14 protein-coding genes are annotated in these 24000 nt (G+C 54.4%); 6 read left to right on the top strand and 8 right to left on the bottom strand.

The features are described from left to right. Positions 1–34: 34 nt before the first annotated feature. The gene (locus I6E40_RS03235) at positions 35–502 is read right to left on the bottom strand and encodes a nucleoside deaminase (protein ID WP_235385473.1); all 468 of its coding nucleotides are present in this window, start codon (positions 500–502) and stop codon (positions 35–37) included. Between I6E40_RS03235 and I6E40_RS03230 the strand changes: the two genes are divergently transcribed. From I6E40_RS03230 to I6E40_RS03210, 5 genes are all read left to right on the top strand, one after another. Then, positions 483–911, top strand: coding sequence for a hypothetical protein (locus tag I6E40_RS03230; RefSeq protein ID WP_235385472.1), 429 nt, complete (start codon positions 483–485; stop codon positions 909–911). The two genes, I6E40_RS03235 and I6E40_RS03230, sit on opposite strands and share 20 nt — an antisense overlap. Before the next feature lie 110 nt (positions 912–1021). Then, positions 1022–1294 (top strand): co-chaperone GroES, encoded by a 273-nt coding sequence (locus tag I6E40_RS03225; RefSeq protein ID WP_235385471.1) that lies wholly within the window; start codon positions 1022–1024, stop codon positions 1292–1294. Positions 1295–1361: 67 nt separating this feature from the next. Further along, positions 1362–2990, top strand: coding sequence for a chaperonin GroEL (gene groL / locus I6E40_RS03220; protein ID WP_235385470.1), 1629 nt, complete (start codon positions 1362–1364; stop codon positions 2988–2990). A gap of 208 nt (positions 2991–3198) precedes the next feature. Continuing rightward, positions 3199–4689, top strand: coding sequence for a carbon starvation protein A (locus I6E40_RS03215; protein WP_235385469.1), 1491 nt, complete (start codon positions 3199–3201; stop codon positions 4687–4689). Between the two features lie 144 nt (positions 4690–4833). Further along, positions 4834–5700 carry a flagellar motor protein MotB gene (locus I6E40_RS03210; protein ID WP_235385468.1) on the top strand — a complete coding sequence of 289 codons (867 nt, stop codon included), beginning with the start codon at positions 4834–4836 and terminating at the stop codon, positions 5698–5700. A 1149-nt stretch (positions 5701–6849) separates the two neighbouring features. Here the strand turns inward: I6E40_RS03210 and I6E40_RS03205 are convergent. The 4 genes from I6E40_RS03205 to I6E40_RS03190 form a co-directional block, all read right to left on the bottom strand. Beyond that, positions 6850–7941, bottom strand: coding sequence for a phosphotransferase enzyme family protein (locus tag I6E40_RS03205; RefSeq protein WP_235385467.1), 1092 nt, complete (start codon positions 7939–7941; stop codon positions 6850–6852). Positions 7942–8090: 149 nt separating this feature from the next. Further along, entirely contained in the window at positions 8091–11978 is a 3888-nt protein-coding gene (locus I6E40_RS03200; RefSeq protein ID WP_235385466.1) for a glycoside hydrolase family 2 TIM barrel-domain containing protein, read from the bottom strand. 101 nt (positions 11979–12079) lie between these two features. Then, complete coding sequence (locus I6E40_RS03195) at positions 12080–15655, bottom strand: CotH kinase family protein (protein ID WP_235385465.1); 3576 nt, start codon at positions 15653–15655, stop codon at positions 12080–12082. 125 nt (positions 15656–15780) lie between these two features. Next, positions 15781–18009 (bottom strand): beta-N-acetylglucosaminidase domain-containing protein, encoded by a 2229-nt coding sequence (locus I6E40_RS03190; RefSeq protein ID WP_235385464.1) that lies wholly within the window; start codon positions 18007–18009, stop codon positions 15781–15783. A gap of 1392 nt (positions 18010–19401) precedes the next feature. On the opposite strand from I6E40_RS03190, the gene I6E40_RS03185 reads away from it, so the two are divergent. Then, entirely contained in the window at positions 19402–19659 is a 258-nt protein-coding gene (locus tag I6E40_RS03185; protein WP_235385463.1) for a hypothetical protein, read from the top strand. 509 nt (positions 19660–20168) lie between these two features. Here I6E40_RS03185 and I6E40_RS03180 read toward each other — a convergent pair. The 3 genes from I6E40_RS03180 to I6E40_RS03170 all read right to left on the bottom strand — a co-directional run bounded on the left by I6E40_RS03180 (position 20169) and on the right by I6E40_RS03170 (position 23925). Further along, entirely contained in the window at positions 20169–21062 is an 894-nt protein-coding gene (locus tag I6E40_RS03180) for a carbon-nitrogen hydrolase (RefSeq protein WP_317207396.1), read from the bottom strand. A 13-nt stretch (positions 21063–21075) separates the two neighbouring features. Beyond that, positions 21076–22206, bottom strand: coding sequence for an agmatine deiminase family protein (locus I6E40_RS03175; protein ID WP_235385462.1), 1131 nt, complete (start codon positions 22204–22206; stop codon positions 21076–21078). Between the two features lie 75 nt (positions 22207–22281). Next, the gene (locus tag I6E40_RS03170) at positions 22282–23925 is read right to left on the bottom strand and encodes a bifunctional metallophosphatase/5'-nucleotidase (protein WP_235385461.1); all 1644 of its coding nucleotides are present in this window, start codon (positions 23923–23925) and stop codon (positions 22282–22284) included. Positions 23926–24000: the final 75 nt, after the last annotated feature.

The raw sequence follows: 24000 nt of genomic DNA, 5'->3' as shown, positions 1-24000 counted from the left end.
ACCTTGCGGGAATTACAGGTATGAAAAAAGGTGGTCAATAAGCCACCTTGTCTGTTTTTGCGTTCCAAAGTCGGAAGGGTTCTCCTGCCTCCGCCGTGGTCATGTGTTCTGTGGGTAAGTGTCGGAACGAGTGGGGGAGGGCTATCTCGCGATAGATGAAAGCGTCATCAAAGTTTGCCTCCGCCGCGTCATGCTGGGTGGCGGCAAAGAAGAGATGATGCAGTCGCGCCCAGTAGATGGCACCGAGACACATCGGGCAGGGCTCACAGGACGCATAGATTTCGCAGTCGGAGAGGTCAAAGGTTGAAAGTTTTTCGCAGGCAGCCCGGATTGCCTGCACCTCTGCGTGGGCTGTCGGGTCGTTGTGGGCAGTGACTCGATTCACACCCTCTGCGATGATTTCGCCGTTGCGGGCGATGACAGCGCCGAAAGGACCTCCGCCTTGACGAACGTTCTCGACGGCGAGGGCAATGGCACGGCGCATGAGTTCTTCTTTTTTCATGGTGCGATGGTTTTTAAGTAATCCTCAAAAAATAACCTGCATCATCTTTGTAAATCTTTTCGGTCCATATTTCCTCCCTCATCAGTCACATAACTACGGCTATGCTCCTTCTTCGGGTGAAAATCTGACCTCGAAAATGTCATTCAAATCTGACGCAACTTATTATTTTCATATTACTAAGGGGTCAAACAATTCCGGAAGAAGGGGAGTTCAAAAGAAACTTCTTGAACACACCCTCATGGGGTTGGCTCTGCGCGGGCGAGTCTTCTTTCTCGGCGTGGTGGGCAGAAAAAGGGTGACACAGCGGCAGATGTCACTGACAAAAGTAGGCATTTCGCGGCTTTTGCTCCGGTTTTATCCTCGAGAAATCAAGAAAAACGCAATCTTTTCAATATTTTCAATGCGCTGAAAGAGTTTTGGCACGCTTTTGGCTTACAACTTGGCGTCGCTCAAAGCGTGACAACCATCCGAAACGGACGAAAACAAATCATCAAACAATAACCAAACAATCCAAGAACTATGCAAATCAAACCTTTGGCAGACCGCGTGCTCGTCAAGCCCGCGCCCGCAGAAACAAAAACCGCCGGTGGCATCATCATTCCTGACACCGCAAAAGAGAAACCTCTTCAAGGTGAAGTCCTCGCTGTCGGTAACGGCACAAAAGACGAGGAAATGATTCTCAAACCCGGCGACACCGTGCTCTATGGAAAATATGCCGGAAACGAAGTCGAACTTGACGGTGTGAAATACATGATCATGCGTCAGAGCGACGTGCTCGCCATCCTCGGTTGATGAGGCGTGCTCCTTCCTTATTCCTTATATATAAATAGAAACCTCTTCAAAAATCATAGAAAACACCATGGCAAAAGAAATCATCTACAATACTGACGCCCGCGAACGTCTTCGCGAAGGTGCCGACGCGCTCGCCAATGCCGTCAAAGTCACTCTCGGTCCCAAGGGACGCAATGTTGTCATTGACAAGAAATTCGGTGCTCCCCGCATCACCAAAGACGGTGTGAGCGTGGCAAAGGAAATCGAACTCGACGACGCTTTCCAGAATGCAGGCGCACAACTCGTTAAGAGCGTAGCAAGCAAAACCGGTGACGATGCCGGAGACGGAACCACCACTGCCACCGTCCTCACCCAAGCCATTCTCTCCGAGGGAATGAAAAATGTCGCTGCAGGTGCCAATCCCCTTGACGTGAAGCGTGGCATTGACAAGGCTGTCGCTAAAGTCGTGGAAAGCATCAAGGAACAGAGTGAACAGGTCGGCGAAAGTTACGAGAAAATCGAACAGGTAGCCACCATCTCTGCCAACAACGACGCCGAAATCGGTAAACTCATCGCCGACGGAATGCGTGCCGTCAGCGTCAATGGTGTCATCACCATCGAGGATGCCAAAGGTCGCGACACGAAACTCAAGACCGTGGAAGGCATGCAGTTTGACCGCGGCTATCTCTCCGCCTACTTCGTGACCGACGCAGAGAAGATGCAGTGCGTCATGGAGAACCCCTACATCCTCATCTACGACAAGAAGATTTCCAACATCAAGGATTTCCTCCCCATCCTCGAACCCGCCGTGCAGAGCGGTCGTCCTCTCCTCGTCATCGCAGAAGACGTGGACAGCGAGGCTCTCACTACGCTCGTTGTGAACCGTCTGCGCACCCAACTCAAGATTTGCGCCGTGAAGGCTCCGGGCTTCGGTGACCGTCGCAAAGCCATGCTTGAAGACATCGCAGTCCTCACCGGCGGCGTGGTCATCAGCGAAGAGAAGGGCATGAAGTTGGACGAAGCCACACTCGACATGCTCGGAACGGCAGAGAAGGTCACTGTCAGCAAAGAGAACACCACCATCGTCGATGGCAAGGGCGACAAGGAACAAATCCAGAACCGCATCGCACAAATCAAGGCTGAAATCGCCAACTCCACTTCTTCCTACGACAAAGAGAAACTCCAGGAACGCCTCGCCAAACTCTCCGGCGGCGTTTGCATGCTCGAAGTCGGTGCTGCCAGTGAGACTGAGCAGAAAGAGAAGAAGGACCGCTGCGACGACGCTCTCTGCGCCACCCGCGCCGCTGTCGAAGAAGGCATCGTGACCGGCGGTGGAGTTGCCTACATCCGCGCTCAGAAATCTCTTGAAGGATTCACCGGCGACAACGCCGACGAGAACACCGGCATCGCCATCGTGCGTCGTGCCATCGAAGAGCCGCTTCGTCAGATTTGCTACAATGCCGGTCTTGAAGGCGCAGTCATCGTCAACAAAGTGCGCGAAGGCGAAGGCAACTTCGGCTACAACGCCAAGACCGAGACTTTCGAAGACCTCCGCAAGGCAGGTGTCGTTGATCCCGCCAAAGTGACCCGCGTCGCACTTGAAAACGCTGCTTCCGTGGCAGGCATGTTCCTCACCACCGAATGCGTCATCTGCGACAAGAAGGAAGACAAGCCCGAACTGCCGATGGGTAACCCCGGCATGGGCGGAATGATGTAAAATCACAGAACTTCTATAGTTCAATTCCTATTTCTCACCCCGGTGACACAAAACGTGCCGCCGGGGTTTCCTTTTGTCTTGATTCTGAGCAAACAGAAAATAAATTGCTAATTTTGCACAGTCTTTCGGCGCAGACCGTCTCCCCGTGGCGGTCGTTGCTCACGAAACTCGTTCTCATCCTCACAAACACCACAAAAACTATTTCGCAGTGATTACCTTTTCCATCAGTCTCTTGCTTTTGATTCTCGGCTATGTTTTCTATGGCCGTTTCGTGGAGCGCGTCTTTGGGTGCGACGCCTCCCATCCGACACCGGTCACGCTGAAAGCCGACGGCGTTGATTACATCGCCCTGCCCGGCTGGAAAGTGTTCATGATTCAATTTCTCAACATTGCCGGAACGGGTCCCATCTTCGGCGCCATCATGGGGGCGAAGTTCGGTGCTGCCGCCTATCTTTGGATTGTGCTCGGCTGCATCTTCGCCGGTGCGGTCCACGACTTCCTCAGCGCCATGCTTTCGCTGCGCAACGGCGGCATGGGTTTGCCCGAGTTGATTGGAAAATATCTGGGCGGGAAGACGCGCAGTCTCATGCTCGTCTTCACCGTGCTGCTGCTCATCATGGTCGGCGCGGTCTTCGTGTATAGCCCCGCCCTTCTCTTGGAAAAATTCGGCGGCGACGTGACGATGTGGTTTGCCATCATCTTTGCCTACTACATCCTCGCTACGATGCTTCCGATTGACAAGATTATTGGGAAGATATATCCGCTCTTCGCCTTCTCTCTGCTTTTCATGGCAGTGGCGCTCATGGTTTGTCTCTTCATCAAGATGCCTGCCATTCCCGAAATTTGGGACGGGCTTTCCAACCGCGCCCTCACCGTGGTGCCCGATTGGAAGCAAGACCTCTTCCCCTGCCTTTTCATCACCATCGCCTGCGGCGCCATCAGTGGCTTCCATGCCACACAAAGTCCTTTGATGGCACGCTGTCTGAAGAGCGAGGGCAACGCCCGCCGAATCTTCTACGGCGCCATGATTACGGAAGGCATGGTGGCACTCGTCTGGGCAACCATCGCAATGTATTTCTTCTATGGTGAACCGACGCCCGGTCACGAGTCCTTCCCCGGTTTCGGCAACAAAGGCTTTTCCACTGCCGCTCCCACCGTCGTGAGTCTCGTCTGCAACCACTGGCTCGGCTGGTTCGGCGGACTACTCGCCATCCTCGGCGTAGTCGCCGCGCCCATCACCAGCGGTGACACGGCGTTGCGCAGCGCACGTCTCATCATTGCCGAGGCATTCCGCGTGCCACAGCAAAAGATTCGTCATCGCTTCCTCATCTCCATTCCCATCTTTGCTGCCACGCTCGGCCTCCTGCTTTGGCAGGTCGGCAACCCCGAAGGCTTCAATGTGATTTGGCAATATTTCGGCTGGTCCAACCAAACGCTCTCCGTCTTCACGCTTTGGATGCTCACGGTCTATTTGACGCTCAAACACAAACCCTACGTCATCACTCTCGTCCCTGCCGTGTTCATGACCTCCGTCTGCACGACCTATCTTATTGTGTCGCCCGAAGCCCTCAATCTGCCGGCGGGAATTGGTTATGCCACCGCCGCCTGCGCCGCCGCGGTCTCCGTTCTTTTTTTCTTCATTTGGAAAAAAGACGTGAGAGAGCGCGAGGCAAAACAAAACGCAGAAAAGACTGCCTGAAACAAGAGCGACTGTGCAGAAATGAAGCCTATTTGCTCGCAATCGGTTAAAAAACGAATAAAGTGCGGGTGTTCCCGTTTTTTTCATAAACCTTTGCTCGCAAAATCCATCAAAAACCACAGAGAACCAAATTTTGTAGGACTTATGAAAACCATCAAATTCCTTTTTGTTCCGTGTCTCGCGCTCGTGCTGACCGGATGCGTAAGTAAGAAAAAGTATGCAGAACTGCAAGGACAATACGACAAACTGAAAACCGAGCAACAGAGTCTGCAAAATGACTATCAAGAAGCCAAGGTGAGCATCGCGGAATACACTTCTGACCGCAACTCTCTCGCCGCTCGTCTTGAAGAAGAAAAACAGCGCAACAAAGAATTGCAGGAAGCCTATAAGAAACTGCAAGGCTCCTACCAGGAAAACGTTTCGCAGGGTCAGGTGAACATCTCGAAACTCGTGGATGAAATCAACGCCTCCAACAAATTCATCAAACAACTCGTGGAAGCCAAGTCCAAGAGCGACTCGCTGAACCAGGCACTGACCAACAAACTCACCCGCTCCCTCACTCGCGAAGAAATGAACGACGTGGACGTGCAGGTGCTCAAAGGTGTGGTCTATATTTCCTTGGCAGACAACATGCTCTACAAGAGCGGAAGTTATGAGATTGGCGAGCGCGCCGGCGAAACCCTCTCCAAGATTGCCAAAATCATCATGGACTACAAGGACTATGACGTGCTCGTGGAAGGCAACACCGACAACGTGCCCATCTCTCAGAAAAACATTCGCAACAACTGGGACCTCTCCGCACTCCGCGCTTCGTCCGTCGTTCAGGCTTTGCAGAATCAGTATGGCGTAGATCCGAAACGCCTTTCCGCTGCCGGCAGAGGCGAATACAATCCCGTCGCCTCCAACAATACGGAGAAAGGAAAGCAGCGCAACCGTCGCACGCAAATCATCATCACTCCGAAGCTTGACCAGTTCATGGACTTGATTGATGAGGCTCCGAAAGAAGACTGAAAAACGTTCAGCGCACCACAGAAAACACTGAGGGAGTGACTCCCTCTTCCCACTTTTCCTCTGTTATTGCTGTCCTCTAAAACTCCACGCTTTTTTGTGATGTGAGTTTCAGCGGACAGCAATAATTTTTTTGTTCCAAGAATTGTTCGCGAGCGCCACTCCGTCACTCCTGCGCGCCGATTCGTTACTCCTACAAGCCGCCTCGTCACTTACCGCCGTGCCGCGGTAAGTTTACCGCCGTGCCGCGGTAAGTTTGCCGCCGTGCCGCGGCATGTCTACCGCTGTGCCGCGGTAAGTTTACCGCCGTGCCGCGGTAAGTAACGATGCCTAAGGAAAAAGCAAGGGAATAGGCTTGACAGAGTGACGGAGACAAAGAAAAGGGTGACAGAGTCTAAGGAAAAAACGTGGCTGACTACTAAAATTTTCACGGCATCAAGTCATTCCCGCGCGCCGACTCGTTACTTCTACAAGCCGACTTATTACTTACCGTCCGAGGGACGGCAAGTTTACCGCCCGAGGGACGGCAGGTTTACCGCCCGTGGGACGGCAGGTTTACCGCCCGAGGGGCGGTAAGTAACGAGCCGGCGGGAAAAAGTAACGGAGACAAAGGAAAGCGTGATGAAGTCAAAGGAAAGCGTGACGAAGCCAAAGGAAAAAACGTGGATGTTCACTAAAAGTTTTACGGCATCAAGTCATTCCTGTGCGCCGACTCGTTACTCTTTCCCGCCGCTCCGTCACTCCTGCGCGCCGATTCGTTACTTACCGTTCGCCGAGCGGTAAGTGACGAGATGCGCACGCAGAAGTGACGAAACGGCTTTCAGCAGTGACAGAGCCTAAGGAAAGAGTGACTTTTCCTGCGCAAGCATCCACGGAGTCAAACCATCAAGTGAGTTTAGTAATCCTCAAAAAATAACCTGCATCATCTTTGAAAATCTTTTCGGTTCATATTTCCTCCCTCATCAGTCACATAGCAACGGCTATGCTCCTTCTTCGGGTGAAAATCTGACCTCGAAAATGTCATTCAAATCTGACGCAACTTATTATTTTCATATTACTTACCGGACAGCCGGACAAAAAAACTCACGGCCGCCGGATGTCCGACGGTCGTGAGCGTTCAAAGGGAAATGAATGTGTGACGGTCTCAGCGAATCACTTGCCGAGTTGTTCTTTGATGAATGCTTCCATTTCGGGGATGCACTCCTCGGCGCGCTGCAAGAGCGTGAGTTGGTTGCGAGAACGAACGAGGTTGTGCTCCGGATACTGAATCTTGTAGTAGGTGTCGCCGTTCAGATAGTCTGCATAGAAACGCACGAGCTGCATGTAGGGGAAGAGAGTGGCTGCGTAGGGCAGGTTCTCGATTTCAATGGGTTCGAGGAAGGCAGAGGCGGTTTTGAGATAGCCTTCGGTGAACGCCTTGAAGATTTCCATGCGGAAGCGAATCTTGTCGTAGGCATCGCTGTCTTCCTTCTCTGTGTTGGCAGCGGAGCGGAGGAAGTCTCCGAAGTCGGAGAAGACGAAACTCGGCATGACGGTGTCAAGGTCGATGACGCAGAGGACGTTATCTTCTTGGTCAAAGAGGATGTTGTCCACCTTGGTGTCGCAGTGGCAGATTCTTTTGGGCAGTTTTCCTTCTCGGTAGAGTCTTTCGCTGCGGGTCATGCTTTCGGCGCGTTTCTCGATTTCGTCGGCGATGTCGCGTGTGGCAGCGAGTCGTCCCATCTTGTCAGCCTCGATGGCTTCTTTGAGTTGCTGGAGGCGGAATTCGATGTTGTGGAAGTCCTTGATGGTCTCACCGAGTTTGGCGGGAATGTCAGCGAGTTTGGCTTGGAAGTCGCCGAAGGTCTCGCCGACGATGCGGGAACTTTCGGGCGTGACGCCGCTCTTGGAGACGGTGTCGGGGATGAAGACCATCACGCGCCAATATTTCTCATCAAAGAGATAGTAGTACTTTCCGTCCTTGCAGGGCACGAACTCGAGCACTTTGCGGTCGATGTCGGCGGTGCCGGCTGCTTCAAGTTTGCCGCGGATGTGGGAGGTGACGGAGACGATGTTGTTCATCAGCATGTCCACATCGGGGAAGATGGCGGTGTTGATGTGCTGGAGCACGTAGTCGGGAGCGTCTCCCGCAGTCACGACCTTATAGGTGGTGTTGATGAGTCCGTTGCCGAGAGGCTTCACTTCCACGACGTCGCCTTTGATTTGGAAACTTTGGGCGATGTGCTGTAAATCTTGTTGGTTCATGGTATTATTTAAGTTTTGAGAGTTTTAGGGATATTCTTTCGTTGCGTAGTCTGTATGACAGTGGCAAATGTAACACTTTCTTCGCAGAATCTTCATGATTCGCTTTGCAGAATGTCTTCACTGCCGTGTCAAAAGTCATTTTCGGGTTGTTAGCGGAGCACTTTGAAGGTGCGGCGACCGACCTTCACGAGATAGGTTCCGCGAGGTTGTGAGTTGAGGTTCACGGTTTGATGACTGTTGCCGTCGGTGCGGACGGTGGCAACGCAAGAGCCTCCGAGGTCATAGACTTTCACTTCCGTGCCGGCGTCAAGGCTGCCTTGCAGGTGCAGGATTCCTTCAACCACCCAGGCTCGGCAGTTCGTCAGCGTTTCCACTTGTCCCAGTCCGCTCTCGGTGCTGAGATAGGGACGGAAGCGGAGCAGGTGAGTGTAGGTGCCGGAGGAGGGCAGGCAGTAGCCTGCGAGCGTACCCGTTCCTTTGCCGCAACTTCCGTTTCCGAGTCCTTTTTGTGCATAGTCCAAATGCAGGATGGTCTTGGAAGGAGTTGCGCCGAGGTTCCAAGCGTGTCGCACGCCGGCGAGGTCTTTGTCCGCATGATGCAGCACACCGAAGTCCACCTGTCCTTCCGTCTGCAGAGAGAGGATGAGGTCGTTGGTGACGTTGCGGAGCGTCAGTTCTCGCAGTTCGGTGCGGTTGCCGGAGGTTTGGGGACGCGGCGTGGGTTCAAGCATGTCGGCGACGGTGGAAGTGTAGCGTCCAAGGAAGGCTGCCTCCTTGCGGTCGCAGAAGTTGTCCCACGGTCCGCGGGCATAGTAGGTCACTTCTTGGAAACCGGAGGGCATTTGCATGGCGGAACCGATGCGGCGCAGGTCGGAAGACTGAGGCGTATAGGTCACTTGCACGTCCAGTGTGCCGTTGGGATAAAGTCGGTAGTCATACTGTGCGTTGCAGAGTGTTCCGGTGTGAAGCGTGGTCCAGTAGGCGGAGCCGTCGGCGTCCACGGTGGGGACTTGCGTCATGGCGTAGGCAGTGATGCCGTTGCCGGTGTTGCGGGTGTTGCCGGTTGCCTCATCGTTTTCCACCCAGCGGAAGTCGGAGTAGTCAAGGAAGTTGTACATGTTCTCCATGATGGCTTTGCCGTCATATTTCCAAGTGCGCATCTTTCCCATTCCATAGACTTCAATGGTCTCTTTACCGTTGCTGATGTTGTAGAGCGTGTTGCTGCCAATCACGGAGCTGGTCACGGTGACGGGCGAGAGCGAAGCATCTGTTGCCACTGCGGGCAAGGCGTCGGGGCGTGACTGGAGCACATACTGCTGCGCGGCGATGGGATAGCCTGCCTCTGCCCAGGAAGTGGCTTCGCGCAGGGAGAAGGTGACGTTCAGGAGATACTCCTTGCCCTCCTCCAAAGTGGTGGCGATGGGCAGTGTGACGAGGGAACTGTTGCCGGGCAGGCAGTTGATGGGTGCGATTTCGCCGGTTTCCACTTCCTCGCCGTCACAGAGCACGGCGTAGGTCACGTCAAACGCGTTGAGGTTCGTGAAGGCATAGCCGTTGGTGAGTTGGAGATATTTGTTGGAAGAGAGGGAGCCGAAGCGGACGTACTGATAAATCTGCTTCACCTGTGCCAGTTTGGAAGTCCAGGCGCGGTGGGCGGGAATGAGCCCGTTGTTCACGAAGTTTCCCTGTGAGGGACCGGGGAAGTCATAGCCCGTCATATACTTGGGTCTTCCGTTCTGCGTGAGCGTTCCGTTTTTGATGTCTTCGGCGCTGTAGATGGACTGGTCCACGAAGTCCCAGATGCAGCCTCCGATGCCGTAGGTGCTGCCCTCGATTTTTTCCCAGTATTCTTTGAGATTACCGACGGCGTTGCCCATGGCGTGGGCATATTCGCAGATGAAATAGGGCTGCCTCTTGGAGTTGTTTTTGGCAGCGGAGGCGACGGCGCTGACGGTGGGATACATGACAGAGTAGAGGTCGGTGTAGGCTGCTCCGCCGCGTGTGGCGCCTTCATAGTGGACGATGCGGGCGGGGTCAAGTTCCTTGGCGCGATTGTAGGCAGCCTGCATGTTGATGCCCGTGCCGCTCTCGTTGCCGAGGCTCCAGAAGATGACGGAGGGGAAGTTGCGGTCGCGCATCACCATTCTTTCCATGCGATCCACGAACTGCGGTTGCCAACTTTGGGCGCGGGTGATGGTGTTGCCGCCCTGTTCCCAGTTGTAGTGGCACTCGATGTCTGCCTCATCCATGCAGTAGAGTCCGTAGTAGTCAAACATGCTGTACATCTTTGCCTGACGGGGATAGTGGCTGCCGCGAACGGTGTTGATGTTGGCTTGCTTCATGATTTGCACGTCGCGCAGCATGGTGGCGACATCGATGGAGCGACCGTGGACGGGGTGCGTGTCTTGTGTGTTCACGCCTTTGAAGAGCACGGCTTTTCCATTGACATAGACCTTTCCGCTCTTGATGCGGACGTCGCGGAAACCGTGTTTCGTGGCGAATGCCATCTCTTCGTTGCCGTCAGCGTCGGTCTGACTGATTTCGACCGTGTAGAGCGAAGGCGTCTCTGCGCTCCAGAGTTGCAGCCCGCTCAGCGCGGAGAAGGTGAGGACAGTTTCTTTCTCGGTCTCGCCGGTAGCAAAGTTCACCTCGGCGCGCTCGCTGCCAACCTGTTCGCCGGAGGGCGAGAGGAGGGTGGCGATGACGTGTTTGGTGACGGCGGCAGCAGCGGGGTTCTCCATTTTCAGACTGACTTGGAGCGAGCCGGAAGTGTAGTCGGAAGTGGAAAGCGTGGAACTGAGGAAGTGGTCTTGCACGTAGGTCTTGGGTGTGGCATAGAGATAGACATCGCGGTGAATGCCGGACATTCGCCACATGTCTTGTCCTTCCAGGTAGGAACCGTCGGAGAAGCGGATGACGCGCACGGCGATGTTGTTTTCTCCGCTGCGCACCACGGAGGTGAGGTCAAACTCTGCATCGTTGTTGGACTCTTGTGTGTAGCCGACATATTCTCCGTTGACCCAGACGAAGGCAGCGGAATAGATGCCGTCGAAGTGAAGCACGACACGTTTGTCATTCTCCCAGCCTTCGGGCAGGATGAAGGTGCGTCGATAGGAGGCTGCGGAGTTCACGCAGCCGGCACGCATGACAATCTTGGGATAGTTGTCGTTGAAGGGCGTATCGACATTGATGTAATAAGGACTGCCGTAGCCTTTCATCTCCAAGCAGGAGGGCACGGTGATGGTGTCCCATTCTTCCACGTCGGCGTCGTCGCCCCAGAACTCTTCCTCGGGAGCGTTGGAAGGAGCGTTGGTCCAACTCAGTTTCCACAGTCCGTTGAGGGAGAGCCACTCTGCACCGTTCGGGTCATTCCAAGGTTGGGCATAGCGCACGGCGTCGGCACGAAGGGCGGCGGTGGTGGCGTAGGGCATGAAGGTGGCGTGGGGCGCGAGTTTGTTCTCGCCGAAGCAGGTCTCGTCTTCCCACTTGTTCGGTTTGGGCAGCACCTGCTCGGTGGTCTCCACGAGGCGGAACCAAGTGGCTTGTGAGGTCAGGTTGTTCGTCAGTTGCAGACGACTGTCGGAGAGTTCGGTGACGCCCATCGTCGGAGTCTTGTTCCAAAGCAGTTGATAGACGCCGTCTTCTCCTTCCACTGCCTGCACGAGGATTTTCTGATTGTCGCTCGCGGTGTTGGCTGTCCAGTTGAGGAGAAAGTAGTTCTTGTTGGGCGCCACGTCAATGGCGGCGGTGGGAAAGCCGGCGCTGGTGATGATATAGACCCCTTCGGTCGCACCAGCCTTGACGAACTTCCACTTCTGACCGAAGGAGGTTTCGTCCTCGGTTTCAACCATCACGGGAGCGTCATTGTCTCCGTTGTTGAAGTTGGAAACGACCTTGTCGGTGGTGAAGGAGCGAATGTGATAGGTTTTGGACTCGTCGGGCTGTGAGAAGCTCCACAAGGAGCCGGCGGTGAGGAGACACAACAGTGCACGACGTTGCCAGCGTGCAGTCTGACGGAAGAACTGGAGTTTTTTCATAGAGAAGTTTTAAGGATTTAGGAAAAGAGTTGAGGGGTCGAATCCGTTTTTTGACACGTCACGAGCCTTTCAACTCTTTATGGGGAAGTGCTAATATATAATTATTGTCTTACGAGTACTTTCTGTCCTTCGACCACATAGACGCCGGGTTCGAGTCCGTTCACTTCGGTGAAGCCCGGACCTGCCTGAACGGTGCGTGCCAGCTGGCCGGAGAGAGCATAGATGCGAACGGTGCGTGCGACGCCGGCGGAGATGCCGATGGAGCGGGAAGCACCGGTAATCTTCAGATAGTTCTCTGCTTTGGCATCGTTGACAGAGGAGAGGGTCGGGTCGTAGCCGTATTTCTCGTCAAGATAGGCGACACGGGTGGGAATCCACTGAGCGGCGTAGGCGACGGAAGACTGAATCTGGTTGTGGAGAGTCGGCCAGCGAGACTGCTCGCGGAGGTCAGCCCGGCTGTCGGCGAAGAGAGCGGCGTAGGTTTGGAAGCGTTCCACCAGCTTGTCTTCGTTGAACCAGTTGGCGCGAAGTTCGGCATAGCGTTCTTTCAAGTCGTCTTCCCAAGTGAGGGTCTTGAGTTCCTGCAGACGGGTGTAGAGGGTGAGCTGTCCGTGTTCGTAGGTCCAAAGGAAGGAATCGAAGTCCTGTTCAGCATTGTTGGTGTAGCTGGTTTTACCAGCCCAGTTGATGCCCCAGGTTCCGTCCATGTCCCAAGGCGCGATGGTGAGGCGGTTGCCTTCTGCCCCGCTCTTGTCATAGACTGCCCAGTGCATGTTCTTCCCGTGGTTGTCGGTGGCGAGCATGAGTTCAATGAAGAGATAGTAGTCGCGCACGACGGGATAGTCGAAGAAACTTTTCACGGAAGCGCCGAAATCGACGTCGTTGGCACAAGCCACGAGGTTCACGGCGTTGTAGAGGGGTTGCCAGTCAACGGCTTCTTCTTCGAAGTCGGGATATTTCAACTCATATTCTCCCCAAACCTCGGTGCCGAGGGTGTTGGAATAGGCAGAGGGAGGAGTGTGAGGATAGTAGTCGGAGTCAATGTTGTGACCCATGAAGACTTCGTAGCTCCACTGTGAGGACTTGTAGAGCACGCCGTGGATTTCTTCTTTTCCTGAGGTGCTGGTTGCAGCGTCCTTATACTTCTTCAACTTCATCTGCTTGCGGTCGAGTTTCTCGGTCATGCAGTAGAGCCCGTGATATTTTCCGTTGAGGAAGACTTCGACGAACTTGCCGCGCGTGCCGGTGAGGGCTTTGCTTTCACGGTCTTTGTAGTAGGGCGGTGTGGCGAAGTCGTTCCAAAGGTCGGTGCTGACGCGGTTTCTCATGCAGGCAGGGTCAACCGCCATGGCGTCGAGAATCCAGTTGTTGTCCGAGCGCAGCCCGAAGTACTGTCTGTCCACTGAGTTGCCTGCTTCGTCGCGGAGTTTGATGGCGTAGGCTTTCTTGGCGAATCCCTGTGCCGTGGCGCCACGATAGCGGAAGGCGGCAATCACTTCGGGGTCATAGCCGGCGAGGTCGGGATCGGTGACGCGCATGGAACCGGTGGTGTAGGTCGTGCCGTTGCAAGAAGGCATGTTGATTTCAACCAAGGGAAGATAGGTGAACTGCACCTGCGCCGTGGAGCGGAGCGTGCCGTCTTCGTCATAGAGTTGGAACGAATAGGTCTGGTCGCAATTGACGTCGCTGAAGTCGATGACGTGAGTCTCAGCATCGGGAGTCAGTCCGTTCAACTGCAAGGTGAAGTTCTCATAGCCGGACTTGAAGACGGCTTCCAGCGTCGGTGCCCACGCCGCGCCGTTGCGAACGGGAGAGGGCAGCGGAGCATACCAGATTCCGGAGTTCGTGTCTCGAATCACGTCCTTTCCGCTGATGCGGATGGTTTCGACAGCCGTGGTCATGGCAATCTCTCCGGTCGGTTTGTCTGCTCCGCCGTCGAAGTTGATGCCTTGTCCGGTGAGGTTGTCCAAATGGCGGGTGTCGGCAGAGGTGAAGACGAAACTGCCTGCCACGCTGAGGTCGCCGAGGGGCACGACATTGCCGGAGGTGGAGGACCAGTATCTGTAGGAACTCTGCGTCAAACCGGAGACGCTGCCCGTGTTGAGGTTGTCGGACTTCATCAGCGAGTAGGCGGAATAGACGGTGGCAGCATATTTGTCAATCTTCCACATTCCGCCGCCCACGCTTTGCGAGAGGACGTTCACGCCGTGACCGTTGAGGGCGTCAGTGGTGGAGTAGTCAGTGAAGACGAGACGTCCGTCTTCGGTGAAAATGCGTGTGAGCGTTCCGCTTGTGACGAAGTAGAAGTGGGTGCGCTCGTCAGGATTGTCTGTCAATTCAAGGGCGTCGGTGCCGGCTTTGACATATTTGTTTTGCTTGAGATTTAGGATGCTGTAGAGCACGGGGTTGGAGGTGTCAGTCGTTCCCACGATGGGGTTGTCCACTCCGACGCGTTCCCAATATTCTCCCACCTCGCTCTGTCCGCGGGTGTTGCGGAGGAACTCGGTGTCAGCATCGGGGTCGGTGGTGACGCCTTCAAAGGTGATGCCGTAGCTTGCGAGGTAGTTCAAGTGGCGCTGGTCGGCAGAGGCGAAGGCGAAGGTGGAACCCGCATCCACATCCCAAAGTCCGATGTAGTTGCCGCCGTAGTCATTCCAAGAGAGTTTGGAACTTTGTTTCTGACCCGGTTTTGTGGCGGTGTCGTCTGCCGGCAGGTCGGTGAGTTTCGTAAGCGAATAACCGTCCACGCTCTGATAGGAGGAATCATAGAGTCCGGTTTCCCAGTTGATTTGCCAGATGTTGGAATCGGTGACGCCGCTTGCGGTGCTGAGGCCGTAGTTTCCCTCGTTCAGTTGGGTGAAAGCCGTTTTGACGTATTCTCCCGTGGAAGTGTAAACCTGCACGCCGTTTCCGCTCTGCACGAAGTAGAAGGCAGTGGCTTGGTCCTCGTCGGAGGTTTGGTACAGCACGTTGGAGGATGCCACGACATATTGCTGGCGGCGGAGATTGATGATGGTGTAGAGGACGGGGTCGGAAGTGTCAGTCGTATAGACCACAGGCTGCGCCAATCCAATTCTCTCCCAGTAGGCACCGGAAGGTGTGACGCCCTTATCCTCGGTGGTGGGCGTGGGGTCGGGTTTGCTCTCGCCGTCCATCACGCTGTTGCCTTCTTCGTCGAGGATGGTGAAGAGTTCATTGTCGCTGCCGGTGTTGCCCGTGTAGGTGCCCACGAGATAGGTGCCGTCGGTGCGGATGTTGAACCACTGAGTCACTTCGCGAACGTTGCCGATGGTGAGATAGCCATCGGAGGTCTCCGTGAAGGTCCACTCGGTGGTGGTGCCGGAGAGCGAGGAGGAAAGACGGAGTCCCTTGGCAACCCTCTCTTCGCGCACACTACTATATATAATGTACTCGTTGGAGACGGCGTTGCGAATGGAGTAGCCTCCGTTCGTGCCGGCTTCGACATACCACCATGCATCGGCGGGGATGTCGGAGGAGGTGACGTCATAGTAAATCAACGCCGTCGAGCCGTGGTTGCTGCCAAGCACCATGTTGCCCGTGCCGTTGAATCGTTTGCTGACGAAGCGATACTTCTTGGAAGCATCAAAACTGACAGCAGCCTGTGCGCCCAACAGGAATGCGCACAAAGCAAAGAGAAGGAGTGAGAAACGTTTCATGCGTATGAAAGTTATTTGAAGTCAAAAGGGGGGGAGGGCGCTTCGCTCCGACCTAAAAGGGTCACAAAAAACAGCGAGAGCGTCCCTCGCGCTTTGACGGCGGAGGGACACTCTCGAGGTGTGATTTATTGTTTGACGAACTTGAAGTGCTTGAAATAGACTTGCAAATCTTGTCCGCTGACGTTCGTGATGCGCAGTTTGCGAGCGGTCATGCCGCCGAGTTCGTTGCCCGTGTGGATGACGGGGTCGTTGTCGCTGTAGTGCAGGAGGCTGACTTCACGCCAAGCACCGTTGGTGAAGAGTTCGAGGCGGAATTTTCCAGCCACCTTGGGCACGCCGAAGTTGAAGTCCATGCCGGCAAAGGTGATGTCGCGGTCGCCTTCAATCGTGAACGAACCGTCTTTCTGCCAGTTGATGACTTCCAGCGCGGGAGCCACAGTGACGTCGTTGCCTCTGACACTGACGGGAAGCAGGGCGAGTTGGGCGACGTCGGAGGTCAGTTTGAAGGGATTGTAGTCTGCAGATGATTCCAGCGAAGTGCCGTTCTGTGTGTTGTAGGCAGTGACCGTGGCGGTGAAGAGTTTGTTCAGCATGGGGAGCATCACCTTCGTGCCGACCTTGATGCCGGGTTGAAGAGCGTGGCGCACGTCGGAGTTTTCCAACTCATACATTTCCAGCGTCTTCTTCTTTGCCGCGTCATAGAGAGCTTGGAAACTTTTGCCTCCGACAGCGGCACTGCCTTCCTTCAGACACACTGCCATGCAGGCGACGTCATAGCCGTAGGCAGCGAGGTTCTTGCCTTGCAGCAGCCAGGGGCGGAGTTCGCGGTTCAGTTCGGGGTTGGAGTGGTCTGCCAGGAGGGCATCGACGGCTTTGTCGAGACGCGTGCAGGTTTCCTGGAGTTCCTTCAGTGCACCAGCCTCGCCATTTTCGATGCGCTTCGCCAGCGGCAGGAGTTCATCGCCTTCTTCGCGGCGGAAACCGTGACCGTTCTGTCCGAGGTCCTTGTTGTAGAGAGCGAAGGTGCGCAGCGCTTCATAGTTTTTCGGAAGCACCTCGCGCAAACCGGCTTCCCAGTCCTTCTGTGAGTCGTAGGCTTGCATGTTCCAAGTGTAGTCGGCGATGCCGTAGAGACTGATTTTGGAGGTCTCGGCGTGTTCCATGGGGTTGCTGACGAAACCGGACATGGTGTCGGCGATGTCAAGGTCGTTGCCGTAGGCGGGTCCCATCAGAATGTGGTCGCGCACGAAGTCGCTGACGGGGAAGTTCCACCAGATGTATGCCTTGCGGTCGATGCGGGAGTTTATCCATTCCATGGACTCCTTGTCGATGCAGTGCACCACGGTGTTACCGGTCCACATGATGTGAATGTCTTTGTTCATCTTCGTACCGAGCGTACGGAGATAACCTTTGGAATCGTCAGCCCAGGCGCGGTTGTACTCTGTCGGGCAGAGAATGAGCGGAGCCACGTCTTTGTGGACGGCGATGAAGTGGTCATCGACATAGTTCAATAAGTCTGCCTGCTTGTCGGCTTTTGCTCCTTCACCCCAGATGTCGTCAAAGAAGACAGCGAAAGCGCGAATGCCGAGGGCATACATCTTCTCCAACTTCGCCATGAGGTGGTCTCTGTCTTCCACCGTCCATTTGATATCTACACCCGGATGGATTGCCCAGTAGAACTTCACACCGTGTTTCTTTGCGTGCTCGTTGAGTTCCTGGATGCGGGCAGCCTCATCTTGGGGATAAGGTTCTCTCCACTGATTGCGGTGGTAGGGGTCATCCTTCGGACCGTAGATATAGACGTTCATCTTGTGACGACCGTAGAATTCAATCTGACTGAGACGGGCTTTGTGACTCCAAGGTGTGCCGTAGAAGCCTTCGACCGTGCCGCGATAGGGGACATCGGGCCAGTCCGTCACTTCCGCTTTTTGCAGTTTGCCTTCTGCCATGGACGCCAGCAGGGTCTGCACGCCCCAAAAGAGTCCGGTCTCATCGGCAGCAGCGATGACTGCTCCCTTCTTGTCGATGCGAAGATAATATCCCTCGTGGCGGTCGGGAATCATGTTCTTCACCTTCGCCACGCACTTGTCGCCTTTCACGCCAAGGGTCACGGTGAAGGAAGCGGAGGAAGAAAAGTTTACGCCGACTTTGTTCGTTTTCAACGCATTGGCGGCTGCACAGTCACTCAGTGCATCTGTCGTCACCACCTTCCACGCTTTGGGAAGCGGAAGACATTTCGCGTCCGTCACCTTCACTTCGTGGGGCACGGGGTTCACCAAAGAGATTTGAGCCGACGAGGGGAGCGTGGCAAAGAGGGCGAGGCTGCACCCCACCACTGACAAGATTCGATTCATAGAGCAAAAGCGTATGTTTTTCATGTATGGTTTACTGTTTCAAAAGTGCTTCCTTGCGTTCCAACGAACAAGTTGCTTCGTTGAAACTCCACACTTTGGGGGCAAAGTTAGGTAATCGCCTTGATTTGACCCAAAAACTTCATCAAAAATGCAGGGAGGCGCTTACCCCATTCGCGTCCATTTACCTCCATTCCACTTCCATTTACCCCGATTCCACTCATTCCATGCAAAATCTCCTCCTCGTTTCAGAAGAAAACGAATCGCATTCATGCTCTCCGCCGACACCAACGACCACAACGCATGGTGAACAATCATTGAACAAGCGTTGAACAAGCATTGAACAGGTCCTGTTCAAACCCTGTTCAACCCCATCAAATATACGCGCCGTTTTGTGAAATGAAACCCATCGTTTTGAAAAACCAAACCCCGTCGTTTGGGGGATTATATATGTTCGTTTGCCGGACGGTAATCATCAAAAAAAGGTGGTGTGTTGGGTGCTTACAGCAAAACTTGTGCCAAGATGCCCTCAAAAGGGAACGCAGGAAAAAATATGAAATAGGCTTCGCGTGCGAGGCGCGCGTTTTCACCTTTCAAACCTATACGTTTTTCAAGGGTACATGCATTTCCTTCAAACCCTACACAGTTCGGGTTTAAATTCTGATAATCATAGGGGTTAGTTGTGTAGGGTTTGGTCTGTAAATTCTACACAAAACCCTACATTGTGTAGGGTTGCGCGGCGGTGTGTGTAGGGTTGTGGTGAAGCAAAAAATATAAATGTAGGTTTGGGCGGAAATATGCAAAAACGCGGTTTCCATCCTACATTTTTGCTCTTCGAGGGAATCTCGCTGAGAAAAGTTTTGCCTACTCGGCACGCAGTTTTACTTAGGGGAAGGCTAAGAAAAATTAGGGGAAGGCTAAGAAAAACTAAGGGAAGGCCAAGAAAAATTTGCGGAAGGGAAATTAAAATTTGAGGAAGGGAAATTAAAATTTGAGGAAGGGAAATTAAAATTTGAGGAAGGCAAATTTCTCTTAGGTGCGCTCCCAGAACCGGATTTTAAAGGGAAAGTGACGAGGCGGCGCGTGGGAGTAACAAACCGGCTTGTAGGAACGAAGCAACGCCGTCCGCGAGCGCTATGTTTTTGAAGAATGAAGATTTTGATGAAACTCAGCTCCCGTGACGCCTGTGACAATCAAGAGGGCTGACCCCGTTCAAGCCTAAGTTAGTCATGGCTGATTTTAGGAATGACGAATACAACAGAGCTGACAAATGGTCTGTGTGCGGTTCATTCTGTTATCTTGACGAATGGTGTGGCAAGGCTTATTTTGAACAAATCCCCGTCAGCCATGAGCCGTTCGTGGTATAGGAAACCGTGAAGAGAGTTCAACCTGAGAATGTTATCAGTTCCGAGAAAAACCTTTAATTTTGCAATTGATATGAAACAGATCCCGAAAATCATTCAAGATAATGCCGCAGAACAAGGCTTCAACGCTGTTGAGTTCATTGGTGAGCGTGAGGACGCACAAGCATTCTCAGTCGGATGCGTTGATGAAGACGGAGAACCCCTTCCAACAGGGTTGCCGACCGTCTTCCTGTTGAAAGAGGATAAAGTGACCGTGAAAAGAGGTATTGAAGCCCTTGACTTACTTTGACGCTCTTCTCAGGCGTTCTGCGAACTTCGGATTGATAAGTTTATCGTCCACCCGCAGTGTATAGTTTGTGCAGGGTTTGCGTCACAAACTATACATTTCGTAACGCACGGGAAATCAGAGAGATGCAGGGTTAAATGTAGAGTTTGTGTATAGTTTGCATAGTTTTTTCTTGCCCTTGAAATATGATATATATTATAGGGGTGTTCTATAAATTACGGGATAAGGAACGTTTAAGAGAAAGTGCTTACGTTTTGGTTGCTTTTCGTTTCTTAGCGCGCCCTTTTGTAAGTTTCGTCAGTCACATAGCCCGCTATGCTCCTTCCTCAACTGACAAAAGTTCATCTCTAAGAAATCAAAAATCAACTCAGCCTAATTTTTAGAACACCCCTATATTGTTTTTGTCCGCTAAACTTTTCGAGACGGAGGTGAAAAAACAGGGCTGGCACCCGTTGCGGGAGTCAGCCCTAAATGGTCATTTTGCTTTTGCTGATAAACGCAGATAAAAAGTTTCAGTCGCGGAAGCGGCGTGTCAGGTCGTGGAAGTGTTCAATGCGGCGATCGCGGAGGAAGGGCCACCAGCGACGCACGTGCTCGCTGCGACTCAAGTTCACCTCCACTACTGCCACTTGTTCTTCGTGCTCCTCGGCGCGGAAGAGAAATTCTCCTTGCGGTCCGGCGATGAAACTGCTTCCCCAGAACTCAATGCCGCGAGTCTGTCCGCTCGGGTCTTCTTCGTGACCGGTGCGATTGACGGCAATCACGGGTAGTCCGTTTGCCACGGCGTGACCACGTTGCACCGTGGTCCATGCTTCGCGCTGACGAGCCTGTTCCTCCGCGGTGTCGCCGGATTCGTAGCCGATGGCAGTGGGATAGATGAGCAGTTCCGCTCCTGCGAGAGCCATGAGGCGTGCGCCTTCCGGATACCATTGGTCCCAGCAGACCTGCACGCCGAGGCGTCCGACAGAGGTGTTAATGGGTTCAAAGCCGAGGTCGCCCAGTGTGAAGTAGAACTTCTCGTAGTAGGCGGGGTCGTCGGGGATATGCATTTTACGATATTTTCCCGCGATGCTGCCATCGGTTTCCAAGACCACGGCAGTGTTGTGGTAGAGTCCCGGTGCGCGTCGCTCGAAGAGGGAGGTGACGAGGACGATTTCCAGTTCGGCAGCCAGTTTTCCGAAGAACTCTGTGGAGGGTCCGGGAATCGGTTCCGCCAGGTCAAAGAGGTCCGTGTTCTCCGTTTGGCAGAAGTAGAGCGAGTTGTGGAGTTCTTGCAGCACGACCAACTTGGCGCCCTGCTCTGCAGCTTGTCGGATGCGGTGTGCGAGATTCAGTTTGTTCTGTTCAACGTCGGCGGTGCAGCGTTGTTGCACGATGCCTATTTTCAAAATTCTTTCTTCTTTCATGGAGCGCGTGATGTCAAAAGGTGAGTATGGTGCGCGGATATTGCATCGTGGCGCAGTGGAGCGAGCCGTGTTGGCGAATCAGTGCGCGGCAGTCCACGCCGACGATATCGTGGTGGGGGAAGGCTTGCGCGAGCACGGCTGCGGCTTGTTGGTCATGTTCCGGTTGCGCGTAGGTGGGATAGAGCACGGCACGGTTGAGGATGAGATAGTTGGCGTAGGTTGCGGGAAGGCGTTCGCCGTCGGGGTCATAGATCGGGTCGGGGAAGGGCAGTTCCAAGAGACGGTAGGGTTTTCCCTCGGCGGTGCGGAAGGCGCGGAGTTCTTCCCGCATGGCGTGCAACTCCTCAAAATGTTCATCGGAGGCATCGGGAAGTCCTATATATATAATGGTGTCATCGGGTGCCAAGCGCGCCAGTGTGTCGATGTGGGAGTCTGTGTCATCGCCTGCCAGATAGCCGTGGTCCAGCCATAGGAAGCGGTTCACGCCGAGCCGTTCGGAGAGCGCGGCTTCGCATTGCGCTTTCGTCAGTCCGCCGTTGCGGTTCGTGTTGCAGAGACAGCGGGAGGTGGTGAGCAGCGTGCCGCGTCCGTCGGTTTCGATGCTGCCGCCCTCCAATTCATAGTCCAGGCAGTCCACATAGTTCCCGTTCATCTCCGAGAGGATGTGACGGTTCACGGCATTGTCCTTCTCCGCTTCAAACTTTCCACCCCAGCCTCGGAAGCGAAAGTCCAGCAGTTCCATCTGCGTTTCGTGGAGCACGGTGAGGAATCCGTAGTCTCTGACCCACGTGTCGTTGGTGGGGCAGGCGACGATGCGGATGCGGTCGCAGACGTTTTGCGGCATTTTCTCTCTGAGGAGTTTTTTCAGCGCTTCGGGTTGTGGCGTTGTGATGAGGAGTGGTTCTCGGGAGGCTATGGCGAAGGCGAGACGGAGGTAGCATTCCGTCACTTCTTGCAGCATGGGCATCCAGTCCGTGTCTTCGTGCGGCCAAGAGATTTGGATACCACTCTGTGGAAACCATTCGGGCAGGAGCGTTCTACCGCCCGTGAGTCCGTTCTCTTCGGCAGCCTGTTCTGGGCAGAAGAGGATGGCAGTGTTCAAATCGTTGCGCAAGGTGGTGGGGACAGAGGAGGAAAGTGGCATGGGAGATGAGGAGGGGAGTTCCGGAGGTTGGTGAATTAGAGTTTTTACGATATAAGAGTGAACTTCTCACTCGCCTTATTTCTTCCCAATCTCTTTCAAATACTGGATGAAGGAGTCCGTGGTGGTGGGCATGTTTTCGGTGGTAACTTCCTGTGCTTCGGGGAAGAAGGAGGGGTTGTAGCCGTCGCCACCTGTGGTCATGTATTCATCCACCACGAGGACATAGTTTTGCTTGTCTTTCAGTTTCACTTTTTTGCCGGAGGGCAGTGCGGCGACGAGTTTCTTGACGTGTCCCGCGCCGTCCGTCTTGACTTCGAGACTGGAGAGTTGGATGCGTCCGAGGGGGCAGCGGAGTCCATATTCCACCAAATCGCGGAGTTGTCTTCCGGTGAGGGAGTAGGCTCGCAGTTTGTTGGCAAAAGGCAGGGCTTCTCCGGCGTCGAGCACAGTCACCTCACCTTTCGGAAGCGCAGCGCGGATGCTGCCAAAATGGCTGCAGCCGATGACCACGTCTTGCATGCCACAGTGAGCGTCGCGTCGGAAGGCGTTTTCGTAGGCTCGGGTGACGAGTGTGCCGAGTTCTGTTTGCTGGTCATTTTGGTTGCGGCGGTGGATGAGTGCCTCGGGCAGCGTGGTGAGATGTTCCGAGAGTGGAAGTCCGCCGATGGTGGTGTGGAGAAGCAGGGAATCCGTGACTTGTTGCAGACGGCGGGCACCGGGTGAAGTGATGCGGCGCTGTGTGACGGGGAAGAGACACGGTTTGACGCCGACCACGTCCAGGTTCGTGGTGTCAATGGAGAAGATGAGTGCACTGATGTAGTCCGCGTGCCAGAGTCCCTGCACCACGGGCATTCTGTTCTTGTTGATGTGTCCTCTCACTTTTTGGTGCGTGTGGGAAGAGAAGAAACCGTGCCAGTCTCCGGGTCGGAGTTTGGTCAGTGCTTCAGCGTCGGGGTCGTCCCAAACGGGTTGTCCTTCGGCGTTGGTCGTTGTGCCGATGTGGGTGAGGAGGAGGCGGAGCGGTGCGGCAGCAAGTGCTTTTCCTTCCGGCGTGGCGAGGAGGGAGTCAAGAACCACGTCATATCGTCCGTCAAAACAGAGTCCTTTCACTCTCCTTGCGCTGACTTGGTGTGGCGTGGCGGAGGTGAGGAGTCCCGCAAAAGCCACGGGAAGTTTCTTTCCGCCGGGCAGGGTCACCTCTGTGAGTGCCGATGCTGAGACACAGGACGGTAGCGTGCCTGTGGCGGTGTTGCGCACGTTGGCGCAAACGTAAGTCATGTCCCAATCCTTTGGTCGCAATGGCGAGTCAGCCCACTTTGCCGCCAGTGCGTCTTGTCCATCGTCAAACTCGTGGTTGCCGAGGGCGGAGAGGCGGATGCCGGCTTCGTGGAAGAAGAGAGGCATGAGTTGTCCGCCGGTGACTTTGTAGAAGTAACTTCCGCCGAAGTTGTCGCCGGCGGAGACGGTGAGGTGGCAGGGATAGACTTTCTTGAGGGAGTCCAGTGTTTCGCAGACGGCGGCAGCACCGGCGATGCCTTTCTCGGGCGATGCAATGAAGGCACCGTGAAAGTCATTGATGCTGAAAACGGCGACTTCAACGGGGCGTGTGTCCCGGCGCGGGACGCTTTGCATTTGCCGTTGAACCTGTGCAACGGCGACGAAGGGAAGGAGAGCCAGCCCCCACAGCAGGGTTTTGGCAGTGAAGAAACGAAGTGACATGGTTGAAGTTTGTGAGAGTTAGTTTTTGCAGATGGTTTTGTTTCCGGTTGCTTTATCTAAATAAATATGGCGTCT

This window comes from Prevotellamassilia timonensis (assembly GCF_021531665.1).
In the GTDB taxonomy this organism is placed as follows: Bacteria; Bacteroidota; Bacteroidia; order Bacteroidales; family Bacteroidaceae; genus Alloprevotella.
This window is presented reverse-complemented; position numbering and strand designations above follow the sequence as displayed.

Excerpts from the sequence above, each read along its gene's own strand:
- I6E40_RS03235 (WP_235385473.1), bottom strand. The coding sequence starts at position 502 with ATGAAAAAAGAAGAACTCATGCGCCGTGCCATTGCCCTCGCCGTCGAG.
- I6E40_RS03200 (WP_235385466.1), bottom strand. The coding sequence starts at position 11,978 with ATGAAAAAACTCCAGTTCTTCCGTCAGACTGCACGCTGGCAACGTCGT.
- I6E40_RS03170 (WP_235385461.1), bottom strand. The coding sequence starts at position 23,925 with ATGTCACTTCGTTTCTTCACTGCCAAAACCCTGCTGTGGGGGCTGGCT.
- I6E40_RS03175 (WP_235385462.1), bottom strand. The coding sequence starts at position 22,206 with ATGCCACTTTCCTCCTCTGTCCCCACCACCTTGCGCAACGATTTGAAC.
- I6E40_RS03210 (WP_235385468.1), top strand. The coding sequence starts at position 4,834 with ATGAAAACCATCAAATTCCTTTTTGTTCCGTGTCTCGCGCTCGTGCTG.
- I6E40_RS03230 (WP_235385472.1), top strand. The coding sequence starts at position 483 with ATGAGTTCTTCTTTTTTCATGGTGCGATGGTTTTTAAGTAATCCTCAA.
- I6E40_RS03225 (WP_235385471.1), top strand. The coding sequence starts at position 1,022 with ATGCAAATCAAACCTTTGGCAGACCGCGTGCTCGTCAAGCCCGCGCCC.
- I6E40_RS03190 (WP_235385464.1), bottom strand. The coding sequence starts at position 18,009 with ATGAATCGAATCTTGTCAGTGGTGGGGTGCAGCCTCGCCCTCTTTGCC.
- I6E40_RS03180 (WP_317207396.1), bottom strand. The coding sequence starts at position 21,062 with ATGAAAGAAGAAAGAATTTTGAAAATAGGCATCGTGCAACAACGCTGC.
- I6E40_RS03195 (WP_235385465.1), bottom strand. The coding sequence starts at position 15,655 with ATGAAACGTTTCTCACTCCTTCTCTTTGCTTTGTGCGCATTCCTGTTG.
- groL (WP_235385470.1), top strand. The coding sequence starts at position 1,362 with ATGGCAAAAGAAATCATCTACAATACTGACGCCCGCGAACGTCTTCGC.
- I6E40_RS03185 (WP_235385463.1), top strand. The coding sequence starts at position 19,402 with ATGTTATCAGTTCCGAGAAAAACCTTTAATTTTGCAATTGATATGAAA.
- I6E40_RS03205 (WP_235385467.1), bottom strand. The coding sequence starts at position 7,941 with ATGAACCAACAAGATTTACAGCACATCGCCCAAAGTTTCCAAATCAAA.